This window comes from Kitasatospora sp. NPDC001547, from assembly GCF_042894165.1.
Lineage (GTDB): Bacteria > Actinomycetota > Actinomycetes > Streptomycetales > Streptomycetaceae > Kitasatospora.
The window spans coordinates 417,432-429,273 of record NZ_JBIAVL010000002.1 but is presented as its reverse complement, the minus strand read 5'-3'; the positions used below and the strand labels follow the sequence as shown (position 1 = coordinate 429,273).

General features: G+C 73.8%; 12 protein-coding genes. 6 read left to right on the top strand and 6 right to left on the bottom strand.

The features are described from left to right. Positions 1-44: 44 nt before the first annotated feature. The gene (locus tag ACFY0X_RS04685; protein ID WP_387748756.1) at positions 45-668 is read left to right on the top strand and encodes an exonuclease; all 624 of its coding nucleotides are present in this window, start codon (positions 45-47) and stop codon (positions 666-668) included. Between the two features lie 198 nt (positions 669-866). Here the strand turns inward: ACFY0X_RS04685 and ACFY0X_RS04680 are convergent, their stop codons facing one another. After that, entirely contained in the window at positions 867-2,084 is a 1,218-nt protein-coding gene (locus ACFY0X_RS04680) for a cytochrome P450 (protein WP_387748754.1), read from the bottom strand. Between the two features lie 214 nt (positions 2,085-2,298). Here ACFY0X_RS04680 and ACFY0X_RS04675 point away from each other — a divergent pair, with 214 nt between their 5' ends. From ACFY0X_RS04675 to ACFY0X_RS04665, 3 genes are all read left to right on the top strand, one after another. Next, positions 2,299-2,655, top strand: a complete 357-nt coding sequence (locus tag ACFY0X_RS04675) for an arsenate reductase family protein (protein WP_387748752.1) — start codon at positions 2,299-2,301, stop codon at positions 2,653-2,655. A gap of 129 nt (positions 2,656-2,784) precedes the next feature. Continuing rightward, entirely contained in the window at positions 2,785-3,345 is a 561-nt protein-coding gene (locus ACFY0X_RS04670; RefSeq protein ID WP_387748750.1) for a DUF1697 domain-containing protein, read from the top strand. A gap of 202 nt (positions 3,346-3,547) precedes the next feature. Beyond that, positions 3,548-4,111 carry an FHA domain-containing protein gene (locus ACFY0X_RS04665; RefSeq protein ID WP_387748748.1) on the top strand — a complete coding sequence of 188 codons (564 nt, stop codon included), beginning with the start codon at positions 3,548-3,550 and terminating at the stop codon, positions 4,109-4,111. Between the two features lie 39 nt (positions 4,112-4,150). Here ACFY0X_RS04665 and ACFY0X_RS04660 read toward each other — a convergent pair whose 3' ends face one another. After that, positions 4,151-5,113 (bottom strand): DUF1152 domain-containing protein, encoded by a 963-nt coding sequence (locus ACFY0X_RS04660; protein ID WP_387748746.1) that lies wholly within the window; start codon positions 5,111-5,113, stop codon positions 4,151-4,153. A gap of 70 nt (positions 5,114-5,183) precedes the next feature. On the opposite strand from ACFY0X_RS04660, the gene ACFY0X_RS04655 reads away from it, so the two are divergent. Continuing rightward, entirely contained in the window at positions 5,184-5,777 is a 594-nt protein-coding gene (locus ACFY0X_RS04655; RefSeq protein WP_387748744.1) for a DUF6891 domain-containing protein, read from the top strand. Between the two features lie 79 nt (positions 5,778-5,856). Here ACFY0X_RS04655 and ACFY0X_RS04650 read toward each other — a convergent pair whose 3' ends face one another. The 3 genes from ACFY0X_RS04650 to ACFY0X_RS04640 all read right to left on the bottom strand — a co-directional run bounded on the left by ACFY0X_RS04650 (position 5,857) and on the right by ACFY0X_RS04640 (position 8,721). Further along, positions 5,857-6,270: a hypothetical protein gene (locus tag ACFY0X_RS04650; protein WP_387748742.1), complete on the bottom strand. Its 414-nt coding sequence runs from the start codon at positions 6,268-6,270 to the stop codon at positions 5,857-5,859. A 226-nt stretch (positions 6,271-6,496) separates the two neighbouring features. Continuing rightward, complete coding sequence (locus tag ACFY0X_RS04645) at positions 6,497-7,345, bottom strand: hemerythrin domain-containing protein (RefSeq protein ID WP_387748740.1); 849 nt, start codon at positions 7,343-7,345, stop codon at positions 6,497-6,499. Between the two features lie 317 nt (positions 7,346-7,662). Next, on the bottom strand, positions 7,663-8,721 hold the full coding sequence (locus ACFY0X_RS04640; protein ID WP_387748738.1) for an alpha/beta hydrolase: 1,059 nt from the start codon (positions 8,719-8,721) through the stop codon (positions 7,663-7,665). Positions 8,722-9,117: 396 nt separating this feature from the next. Here ACFY0X_RS04640 and ACFY0X_RS04635 point away from each other — a divergent pair, with 396 nt between their 5' ends. After that, a complete protein-coding gene (locus tag ACFY0X_RS04635) occupies positions 9,118-9,861 on the top strand; it encodes an SDR family oxidoreductase (RefSeq protein WP_387748736.1) in 744 nt (247 codons plus the stop codon). A gap of 157 nt (positions 9,862-10,018) precedes the next feature. On the opposite strand, the gene ACFY0X_RS04630 is transcribed toward ACFY0X_RS04635, so the two are convergent. After that, complete coding sequence (locus ACFY0X_RS04630; RefSeq protein WP_387748734.1) at positions 10,019-11,758, bottom strand: carbohydrate-binding module family 20 domain-containing protein; 1,740 nt, start codon at positions 11,756-11,758, stop codon at positions 10,019-10,021. Between the last annotated feature and the right edge of the window lie 84 nt (positions 11,759-11,842).

Below are 11,842 nucleotides of genomic sequence, written 5' to 3'. Positions count from 1 at the left end.
GCCGCGGCGGGAAATGCGCTTGCCGGGCCGGGTTGGATGGAGGCATGGGACGCAAGGACAGGGTCACACCGACCGTGTACGTGTCGGTGGACGTGGAGGCGGACGGACCGATCCCGGGGCCGTACTCGATGGTGAGCTTCGGGGCCGTGGTGGCCGGCTGGCACGACGGCGAGGGCCTCCGGCGGCCGGGGACGGGCGCGGCGGCGTTCTACCGGGAGCTGCGGCCGATCAGCCCGGAGTACGACCCGCAGGCACTGGCCGTGTCGGGGCTGGACCGGGCGGCGCTGGAGGCGGAGGGGGCCGACCCCGGGGCGGCGATGCGGGCCTTCGGCCACTGGGTGGAGGGGGTGCGGAACGGGCCGGACGGGCGCCGGTACCGGCCGGTGATGGTGGGCTACCCGGCCGTGTACGACTGGCAGTTCCTCTACTGGTACCTGGTGCGGTTCACCGGTTCCAGCCCGTTCGGGCACTCCGGCTGCCTGGACCTGAAGACGCTGTACGCGGCGCGGGCCGGGGTGCCGTTCGCCGGGATCGGGAAGCGCTCGATGCCGCCTGAGCTGCTACCGGACCTGCCGCACACCCACCACGCGCTGGACGACGCCCGGGAGCAGGCGGAGCTGTTCGCGAACCTCTGGGAGTGGGCCGGGCCTACGGGACGTCCGGAGTGAGGGCGAGGACGGCCAGGGCGTCGGCGAGCAGGCCCCCACGCCACGCTCTCCCCGAGCGGCTCAGCCGCTGACTGCTCAGCGGCGCACGGCCCAGCCACGGACTGCTCAGCCGCGCGCGGCCGGAGGTCCCGGTTCCCGGGGCCGGGGGAACCGGCCCCCACTCGCTGCCGCCCCCGGGAACCGCTGGTCACGGCGACGTCAGCGGACGGTCACCGGCAGGGTCTCGTAGCCGCGCAGCACCAGCCGGTCGCGCCGGGTCGGCACGCCGCCGGGGGCGAGCCGGGGGAAGCGGTCGAGCAGGGCGGGCACCGCGACCTCGGCCTCCAGCCGGGCCAGCTGGGAGCCCAGGCAGAAGTGGGTGCCGCCGCCGAAGCTGAGCGGCTGGCTGTCGGTGCGGGTCGGGTCGAAGACGTCGGGGCGCTCGTACCGGGCCGGATCGTGGTTGGCCGCGCCGATCAGCAGGGTCACCTCGCTGCCGGGCGGGACCGGCAGGCCCTCGACGGTCAGGCCGTCCTCCAGCGCGACCCGCCCGGTGGCCTGGACCGGGGAGTCGAAGCGCAGCACCTCGTCGGTGAACCCGGCCGGGCTGATCGCCCCGCTGCGCAGCCCGGCGGCCGCCTCGGGGTGGCGGAACAGCAGGGCCAGGCCGTTGCCGAGCAGGTTGGTGGTGGTCTCGAAGCCGGCCACCAGCAGCAGCACCAGGTTGGCCAGCAACTCCTGGGCGGAGAGCCGCTCGTCGTCCGCGGCGGCGATCCGGGCCAGGTCGGTGACCAGGTCGTCCTGCGGCCGCGCCAGGCGCTCGGCGGCCAGTTCGGTGAAGTACCGGGCCAGCTCGTCGGCGGCCCGGTCGGCGGCGGCCAGCTCGTCCAGGTCCTGGACGATCTCCAGCGCGACGGTCAGGTCGGAGGCGAGGTCGCGGAAGCGGTAGCGGTCCTGCTCGGGGACGCCGAGCAGCTCGCAGATCACCCCGACCGGCAGCCGGAAGGCGAAGGCGTCCATGAAGTCCACCGGAGAACCGTCGGCGCCCTGTTCGGCCATCCCGTCCAGCAGCCGGTCGACCGCCGCCTCCACGGCCGGGCGCAGCGCGGCGACCCGGCGGGCGGTGAACACCGAGGCGATCAGCGAGCGGACCCGGGGCTGGTCGGGCGCGTTGCGCTGGAGGATCGAGCGGCCGAACAGGGCGAGCGACGCGTGCACGGCGTACTCGGGGGCCAGGCCGGACATCATCTCGGCGGTCGCGACGCCGAAGGCGGGGGTGCGCAGCACCTTGTTGACCGCCGCGTAGCCGCTCACCACGAACATGCCGTCGCCGGCCGGGGCCACCGGGCCCAGCTCGTGGGCCCTGGCGTACAGCGGGTACGGATCGGTCCTGACCTCCGTGGTCATCAGCTGTTCGATGATCGCCGCGCCGTCCATGCGGTGCTCCCCTCCCGAGATCGCACTTCCTGTGTGGTCAACCGCCGGTGGGCTCGGCGGAGTTCCCGTACGGACCGGATCGCGGGCGGGGCGGGCAGGACCGCGGGGCGGCCCACGGGCGGGGTGTCGGGCAGGGGCGGAAGCCGCGGGCGGGGGCTGAATCGCGCGCGGCGGGTCCCGGGGCGGTGGCGGGCGGCTCGATAGGGTGGCCGGCATGGAGATCTGGATCAACCCGCGGTGCGGCAAGTGCCGAACCGCCCTCGGCGAGCTGGACGCGGCCGGGGTCGAGTACACCGTCCGGCGCTACCTGGAGCAGCCGCCGACCGCGGCCGAGTTGGCGCAGGTGCTGGAGCGCCTGGGCCTGGAGCCGTGGGACATCACCCGCACCGACGAGCAGACCGCCAAGGACCTCGGGATGAAGGACTGGCCCCGGGAGGAGGGTGACCGGGAGCGCTGGATCGCGGCGATGGCCGAGCACCCGATCCTGATCCAGCGCCCGATCATCACCGCGGACGACGGGCACGCCGTCGTGGCCCGCACTCCCGAGGCCCTCAAGTCCGTGCTGCCGTAGAACCGTTGTGGCCGACCGGGCCGGTCGGTGGAGCCGGATCGCCTCCACCGGCCGGCCCCGGTGCCGGTTGTGGACGAGCAGGTGGCCGCCCTCCGGGTCGTTGTCGGTGGCCGGTGCCACACTGGCGGGGTGACCACCACGACCACGTACATCGCCTTCCTGCGGGCCATCAACGTCGGCGGCCGGACGGTGCGGATGGAGCGGCTGCGGGCGCTCTTCGCCGAACTCGGGCTCGGGAACGTGCGCTCCTACATCCAGAGCGGCAACGTCTTCTTCACCACCGACGAGTCCACCGCCGAACCGGGCCGCGCGGCACTGACCCGGCGGATCGAGGAGCACCTGGAGCAGGCCCTCGGGTACCCGGTGCCGGTGCTGCTGCGGACGGTGGACGAGGTGGCCGAGTTGCTCGCCGCCGAGCCGTTCCGGGGTGTCGAGGTGACGCCGGACGTCCGGCTGGTCGTCGCGTTCCTCTCCGAACCGCTGCCCGCCGAACTCGCCCTCCCCTACCGCTCGCCGAAGGGCGACGTCGAGGTGCTCGGTGCCGGTCCGGGGGCCGCGTACGTGGTGATCCACCTCCAGGACGGCAAGTGGGTCACCAAGGACATGTTCGGCAAGGCCTACCGGGGAGCGGTCACCTCCCGGTTCCTGCACACCACCGAGAAGATCCTGGCCGCCGCCCGCAAGGCCTGACGGCCCGTACGGCGGTCGGCAACCGGCCGTACGGCGGTCGGGAACGAGCCGTACGGCGGTCGCGAACAAGCCGTTCGGCGCCCCCGGAACGGGCGGAACCGACCGGCCGCAAAGGGCGTCTGGACTGCCGTGACGTACGAACCCCGCGCCCGCGCACGGCGCGATCTGGACAGCCGGAGTCGGCCGCGCCGACAATTTGGCCATGACGCCTCCTGACCTCCCCACCGGCGCGGCCGGGCCGGCCGGCGCCGTCCGGCCCTCCGACGCCGAACGGGACCAGGCGCTCGGGATGCTGCGGGACGGCGCGGGCAGCGGACGGCTCTCGCACGACACCTTCCTCGGCCGGGTGGACGTCGTCCTGCACGCCACCAGCCGCGGCGAGTTGGACGAGGCGGTGGCCGGGCTGCCGACCGGCGGGCCGGTCGAGCGCCTCGTGCTGCGCACGGTCGGGCGGGCGTCCGCCTTCGGCACCCGGCTGGGCCGGGCCTGGCGCACCGAGCGGCTGCCCGGGCTGAGCCTGCCGCAGGCCGGGGCCGGGCAGTTGACAATCGGGCGGATCCCCGGTTCGGGACTGCGGCTGCACGACGCCTCGGTGTCCCGGCACCACGCCGAACTGCGGCACGAGCAGGGCGGCTGGGTGCTGTACGACCTCGGCTCGACCAACGGCACCCATGTGAACGGGCGCCGGATCGCCGGCGGCGTCCGGGTCCGGGCCGGCGACCAGGTGCGGTTCGGGAACCTGGAGTTCCGGCTCGCCGCGTTCTGACCGGCCGGCCCTCCCGGCGCCCGGTGCGCCCGTGCCGGGTCAGTGCGGGAACTGCCGGGGCGGGCGCTGGCGGGGCAGCCCGTCCTGGAACTCCGCGATGGCGGTGGCGATCTGGCGGGTCACCACGGTGCGTTCCAGCCGGTCCAGGTACAGGTTCTCGGCGGCCAGCGCCTCGACCGTGACGCCGAAGTAGAGTGTCATCAGCGGATTGACGAACAGCGCCCCGCCCTTGGTCCGCTCGGTGAAGCGGACGTCGCCGAACTCGCCGCGCAGCGCCGCCGCCACCGAGCCGTTGACGATGCTGGGGTGCTCCGGGAACGCCGCCCGGGCGTGCTCGACGGCGTCCAGGTAGAGCACGCCCTCCCGGCTGTCCCGCGGCAGGGAGAAGGCACCGAGGTAGCCGCCGGCCCGGTCGATCGCGGCGAGGTTCTCCAGCACCAGCGAGTGGTTGACGCCGTGGTGGGCGTCGACGCCGAAGCCGAGGCAGGCGACGAGCCGCTCGGGCACCTCGGACAGCCCGGCCACCGCGGCCAGGCTCGCCATGTCCTCCTCCGGGGTGCCGAGCCCGGCCTCGTCGCCGCGCATCAGGATGTCGGTGCCGCCGTCCACCAGCAGGATCGCGTCCACGCCCAGCCGGCGGACCAGTGCGCGGTAGGCCTCGCGCAGCGGCCCCACGCCCACCGTCGGGAAGGCCCACACGGTGTCGGGCATCCGGTGCAGGTTCAGCCAGCGGGCCAGGGTGCGCTCCGGGAAGTAGCCCTCGGGGGCGGCGGTGTCCGGCCCGATCCGGGCCACGTCGGGCTCCTCCCAGACCTCCCTCGGCAGGCCGTAGAGGTGGCTGAAGGAGAGGTTGGCCAGGTGCACCTCCTTGCCCGCGGCCCGCAGGGCGAGGGCGATCGGCAGCCCGGCGTACACGTCGAAGCCACCGCCGGCCCCGGCGACCAGGATGCGCTCGGCGGCCAGCAGCCGAGTGATCAGGGGTGGTTGCAGCAGAGAAGTCACCGGCGGACGGTAGCAGGACGGCGGCGCCGCGGGCCCGCGGATTGTCAGTGGCGGGTGCGACGATGCGGGCATGACCGAGGAGACGCTTTCCATCCCCGACGTGCTGCGCGAAGCCCAGGAGCGGGCCGGCGAGTTGATCCGGTGCGGCTTCCAGGAGCCGGACGAGATAGCCGAGTCCCTGGTCGAGGCCTTCGACGACCGGGGGCTGACGCAGGAGGAGGCGGAGCGGATCGTCGCTCCGCTGTGGGCCCGGCGGCTGGCCGAGCAGACGGCCTGGCCGGAGACCACCGACGTGGACCGACTGGCGGACGCCTTCGACGCACTGGAGGACGAGGGCATCGTCGCGGCGATGGACTTCACCTGCTGCGCGGGCTGCGGCTACGCGGAGATCGGGGGCGAGGCCGGGGAGGACTCGGTCGGCTTCGTCTTCTTCCACCAGCAGGACACCGAGGCGGCGGCCGCCGGACGGGGGCTGATGCTGCGCTACGGCGGGTTCCGCGGCGAGGAGGAGACGGCCGAGGTCTCGGAGTGCCGGACGGTGGAGGTCGGGCGGTCGGTGGTCGCCGCGCTGGAGGCGGTCGGGCTCCCCGCGGAGTGGGACGGCTCGCCGAACACGACGATCCGGGTCGCCCCGCTGGAGTGGCTCAACCGCCTGCCGGAGTAGGCGCCGGAGAACGTCGGTACGGGCGCCGGGGAGGGTCGTCGCGGGCGCCGGGGAGCGCGTCGTCACGCCCGGCGGCGGGTCAGTCCCGCTCGACGTGCACCTCGGCGTAGTGGTCGCCCTTGTTCGTCTTGCGCAGGGTGACCCGGGCGCTGCCGACGGTGGTCTCGGAGTCCTTGGTGGCGGTCTTCCGGTCGTCGCCGATGGTCACCTCGGCCGAGTCGTCGGTGATGCGGCCGACGGTCATCGACATCGGGTCGTCACCGCCGAAGACCTTGACGGTCTTGGTGCCGTCGGCCTTGTCGGTCTTGATGCCGACGGTGCACTTGTGGTCGTCCAGGCAGAGCGCCACGCCGCCCTCGCAGGCGGTCAGCCCGGCGCCGAGCACCAGGACGGCGCCGGCGGCGAGGAGCGCGGGCCCGCGCCGGAAGCGGGTCCGGGGACGGGTACGGGGACGGGTGGGGTGGGGGTCCGGGGTGCTGCGCGCTGTGGTCATGCCGTCGACGGTAGGGCGGCGGGCGCGGCCCGCCATCGACCGTCGGCGGGACGCCTCCCCTGGTACGGCCCGGAGCGGCCGAGGCGTCCGCACCCCGAGAGCGGTGGGTCGAATCCCCTACGGGATACAGGGAGTTGACGGACCATCTGGTGGCCGGCGGCTTCCGGCATATGCCGGAGGCCCATGCCACGCGCGTAGATCAACGGCCCGCGAAAACACCCCGGGGTCAGTCGGCGATGCTCCCCGGGCCATCGAAGCCGAGGCCGGTGCCGTCGGCCGGCCCCCCGGCCGGACCGTCCGCGACGCCGTCCGCGGCGCCGTCCGCCGGGCCCCACAGCGGCGAGGTGCAGCGCTGGTAGGTCGCGTGCCAGTGCGGCCAGTTGCGGGCCACGTCGTCGTCGCACTCGGCCAGCAGCCGCTCGACCAGCGCGGGCTGCACGCCCTCCAGCAGCCAGACCAGCGCGTCCGCCATCCCCGGGCCGTCGGCCAGCCGCAGCAGGTCCAGCAGCTCGCCGAGCCCGCCGAGCCGGGAGCCCTCGGGGACCACCCGCTCCATCCGGGGCAGCAGCTGCCGCTCCTCGATCCGCAGGTGGGTCTCCAGCCGGGCCGCCAGGTCCTCCATCGCGTAGGCGACCGGCCAGGCGCTCCCGGTGTCCCGGCTGGCGATCCGCACCAGCGTGGTGACCCGGGTGAAGGAGTGGTCCAGGTTGTGGTGGTCGTCCTCCAGCCAGTTGAGCAGCAGCCGCAGCTCGGGCGCGAAGCGGCGCACGATCGGCCAGAGCCGGGTGTCCTGCTGCTCGTGGTGGCAGGTGAGCATCGCGGTCATGAAGTTCCAGTGCCTCAGCAGCGCCTCGCCCTTGTCGTCCTCGCCGGGCTGGAGCAGCCGCAGCGCGTTGGGCAGCCGGGCGAGGTCCCGGCGCAGCGCGGCGTGCACCAGGCGCAGCCCGGCGAACCGGAGGGTGACCGGCTCGTCGTCCGCGGCCCGTCCGTACGCGTCCGCGCCCAGCGGGGCGGGTCCGGGCCGGCCCTGCGCGGGCACGGTGGGGACGGGCTGGGGCACCAGGTGGATCGGCATGGGACTCTCTTCACGGCTTGGGGCACGGGTGGCGGCGGCCGGTCGATGACCGCCCCAGCCAAGGTGCTCGCAGTCGATCAGAAGCGAATCAATGTCCGATTGACGCGCAGGTCACGGGCCTGCGGACGGGCTGCGGGACCCTACGGCGACCTGCGGCGGACCCGGCAGCCGGAGAGCCCGCCGGACAGCAGGACCGCAGGACAGTCAGCACAGCAGGGCCGCCGGCACCGGGAGCGCGAACGCGTCCCGGCACCGGCGGCCCGGATGAGAGCGGATGAAAGCGGTGAGAGCGGATGAGAGCGGTGCGGCGCAGGGCCTCAGTCGGCCGCCGGCCCCGCCAGGTGGGCGGTGAGCCACACCAGGGTGTCCGGGATCATCTTCTTGAAGTCCGAGGTCAGGTGCTTGCCGCCGGGCTGCTCGTGGTACTCCAGGCTCAGCGGCGGCACCGCCTTGGCCACCCAGCTCTTGACCACCCTGGTCTCGTACGGGTTGGCGCCGCCCGCGGTCACCAGCATGCTCACGTCGGCCTTGCCCTGGGCGACCAGCACGTCCGGGTTGTTGGCCGCGCGCTCGGCGTCGTGGCCCTTCCACAGCCCCGAGTCCGGGATGAAGTAGCCGTCGATCGGCACCGCGGCCTTGTAGACCTGCGGGTACTGGAGGGCGAGCTTGGCGCTGCAGAAGCCGCCGGTGGAGGCGCCCATCACGCCCCAGCCGTCGCGGCCCTTCACGGTGCGGAAGTTGGCGCGGACGAAGTCCGGGAGGTCCTCGGCCATCCAGGTGCCCATTTTGGGCTGGCCCGGGATGTCGGAGCAGTCCAGCGCGTTCTTCTCGTCGCTGTTGAAGTTCTGCACCGGCATGATCATGATGAACGGGTGGGACTTGCCCTCCTTGACCAGCCGCTCGTTCTCCTCCTGGATCGGCAGCTGGTTGTCGGTCCAGGTGTTGTAGCCGTTGCTCTGGCCGCCCGCGAACAGGGTGAGCACCGGGAAGCCGGTCTTGGCGAACTTGGGGTCGTTGTACTCGGGCGGCAGCCATACCCAGACCTGGCCGGTGACGCCGGACTTCGCGCCGGTCACCTTGGTCATGAAGATCGGGCCGGCGCCGGTGTCCCGGACCTTGTTGAGGGCTGCGGCGGGCCCGGTGGGCATCAGCACCTTGCCGGCGGCGGCCGGGGTCGCGCTGCCGGTCGCGGCCGGGCCGGTGCCGGTGGCGCTCGGGCTGCCCGCCGAGCTGCTGCCGCCGGCCGGGGTGGCGTTCGCCGTGGCGCTGTCCCCCTTCCCACCGCCGGAACTCCCGCAGGCCGCGAGCGAGGCGGCCAGGGCGAGCACGGCGGCGCCGGACAGGACGGCGCGGGAACGGGACGACTGCCTAAGCACGGTGAGGACTCTCCGACCGATGTCGCGCCCGGTCCGTCTGACCGGGCGGCGGCCCCCCGGTGGGGCCGGACAGGCCCGGGGGCACGGCACTGGTGCGTCCCCCGAGTGATGGTGGCGTCGCCCCTCGCGGGGGTGCGCCTTCCTGCGATCTTATGACGTAGGCCAGGGTGGCCCGGTTGCGCGGTGGCCACCGGAAATCCAATGTTTGTCCGCAGTCGGGTCAAGGCCCTCACCGCTTCCCCCGGACGGCGGGGGCCGGACGGCGGGGGTGGCCGCCGAACCCCCGTCGAACCGCCTGGATCGCGGAGGATCCGACCGGTGACGGCGGCCCGCCGATCCGGAACGATCTGCAGGGCGGGCCCGGGGCCGCCGGGACCGGTCATCGAGGAGGCTGCCATGGACCAGCGCATCGCCGTCGTCACCGGAGCCGGGAGCGGCATCGGCCGCGCCGTGGCGGTCGAACTGGCCGCGGCCGGCTGGCGGACGGTGCTGGCCGGGCGCCGGCCCGGGCCGCTGCGCGAGACCGCCGGGCTCTGCGCCGTCCCGGCCGACGTGCTGCCGACCGACGTCACCGACCCGGACGCGGTGGACGCGCTGTTCGCCGCGGCCGCCGGGCGCCACGGCCGGGTGGACCTGCTGTTCAACAACGCCGGCGCCTTCGGCCCGGCCGTCCCGGTGGAGGAGCTGGCGGTCGAGGACTGGCGGGCCGTGGTCGACCTCAACCTGACCGGCGCCTTCCTCTGCGCCCGGGCCGCGTTCCGGCAGATGAGGGCGCAGGACCCGCAGGGCGGCCGGATCATCAACAACGGCTCGATCTCCGCGCACGCCCCGCGCCCGCACTCGATCGCCTACACCGCGACCAAGCACGCCGTCACCGGGCTGACCAAGTCGCTGTCGCTGGACGGCCGCCCGTACCGGATCGCCTGCGGGCAGATCGACATCGGCAACGCGGCGACCGACATGACGGCGGCGATGGGCGCGGGCGTGCGGCAGGCGGACGGCCGGATCGCGCCCGAGCCGACCATGGACGTGGCCGACGTGGCGCGCACCGTGCGGCACATGGCCGGGCTGCCGCTGGAGGCCAACGTCCAGTTCGCCACCGTGATGGCGACGGCCATGCCGTACGTCGGGCGGGGATGACGGACCGGCCGCCACCCGTACGGCGCGGTGGCGGCGCCGCCCCTCCCCCGGCCCCCGGAACCGGTTCCCGGGAGCAGCCCCCCGGAACCAGCCCCCTACCGGGGGATCCCCGCCGGACCAGGCCGACGGGGACCCGCTACGGACCGGGGCCCGCGGCTCACGGCCGCCAGGTGTCGTTCAGCGTGACCGTCCCGCCCGAGGGCACCGTCGCCGTCCGGTTGGCGCCGGACTCCCAGGTCACCGCACCGCCGGCGTCCTTGCGGACGTACTTGTACTGGAAGGACGTACCGGCCGGCAGCGACAGTGACAGCGACCAGACCGGGTAGCCGGCCGAGGAGAGCGGCAGCGCCTTCGCCGCGTCCCAGCCGCCGAGCGCCGCCGCGTCGCCGACCACGTAGAGGTTCTGCCCGTACGAGGTGGTCGCGTTGACGTTGAACGAGGCGCCGGAGGCGCTCGCGCCCGGCTGGACGTACAGCGCGACCGCGTCGCCCGCGCCGACCGTCGCGGTGAACTGCCCGTTGGCGCCCACCTGGTAGGTCGGGCCGGTGCAGCCGCCGCCCGGCTGCGGGTCGCCGTGCTGGACGTCGCAGTAGGTGCCGGCCGGCAGCCCGGTCTGGAAGGTCCGGGTGATCGCGCCGCTCTCGTGGTTGATCGCGACGTAGCCCTTGTTGCCGCGGCCGAAGGCGATCGCGTTGTTGCCGTTGGACCACCAGTCCGTCACCCCGGTGCCCGCCACCGCGTTGCGGAAGCCGACCATGTTGGCGACCTGCCGCCAGGCGTGGGTGCAGTTCCAGCCGTCCTGGTAGCAGGCGTTGACGGTGCCGCCGTTCGGCGGGCCGTCGTCCTTGTTGGTGAAGGAGTAGCCGGAGTAGACGTTGGGGGCGCCGTACGGCGAGGCCAGCAGGAAGACGTTGGCCAGCGTGTAGGTGTTGCCGTAGGTGTAGTTGAGGGTGGAGCCGTTGCGCTCGGTGTCCCAGTTGTCGACGAAGCCGCGCGCCTGGCCGCTCGGCAGGTAGCCCCAGGAGGCGCCCCAGCCGTTGAGGTTGGCGAGCTTGTCGGTGGTGAACATCCGCTTGAGGTCGGTGCCGACCCGGAACTCGTCCACGTCACCGGTGCCGGTGTACTCGGTGGGCTGGATCGGCTCGCCGGCGCCGTAGATGACCTCCTGGACCCAGTAGGCACCGGGGTTGGCCGTCTTGGCCTTGATCGCGGCGAGGTCGGCGGCGGCGATGTGCTTGGCGGCGTCGATCCGGAAGCCGTCGACGCCGAGCGAGGCGAGGTCGTCCAGGTAGTGCGCGATGGTGGTCTGGACGTACGCGCTGCCGGTGTTCAGGTCGGCGAGGTCCACCAGTTCGCAGTTCTGGACGTCGGCGCGGTCCTGGTAGTTGCCGATCGCCCGGCGGCAGCCGTGGAAGTCCTGGTCCTGGTACGTGCCGGGGTAGTTGTACTTGGTGTAGGCGGTGCCGCCGGTGCCGGTGCCGGAGCCCGCCGACATGTGGTTGACCACCGCGTCGGCGATCACCTTGACGCCGGCCGCGTGGCAGGCGGTGACCATGTTCTTGAACGACGTGCGGTCGCCGAGCCGCCCGGCGATCCGGTAGCCGACCGGCTGGTAGGAGGTCCACCACTGCGGACCCTGGATGTGCTCCTGCGGCGGGGAGACCTCCACGAAGCCGTAGCCCTTGGGGCCGAGGGTGGAGGTGCAGGCCTGGGCGACGGAGTCGAAGCGCCACTCGAAGAGGGTGGCGGTGACGTCCTTGCCGTTGTTCGCGGGCGGGGCGGCCTGGGCGGCGGGGGCGCCGAGGGAGGTGCCGAGCGAGAGCGCGAGCGCCGCCGAGGCGGCGAGCGCGCCGGCCGCGCGGGCGGGCCGGCGGCGGGTGGGGGCGGTGGTGACCACGTCGTCTCCTGGGGGTGGCTGGGGTGGGGGCAGCCGGAGGGTGAACCTGCAGGAAGTTTCTGTAACTTGCCGGAAACTTGCAGC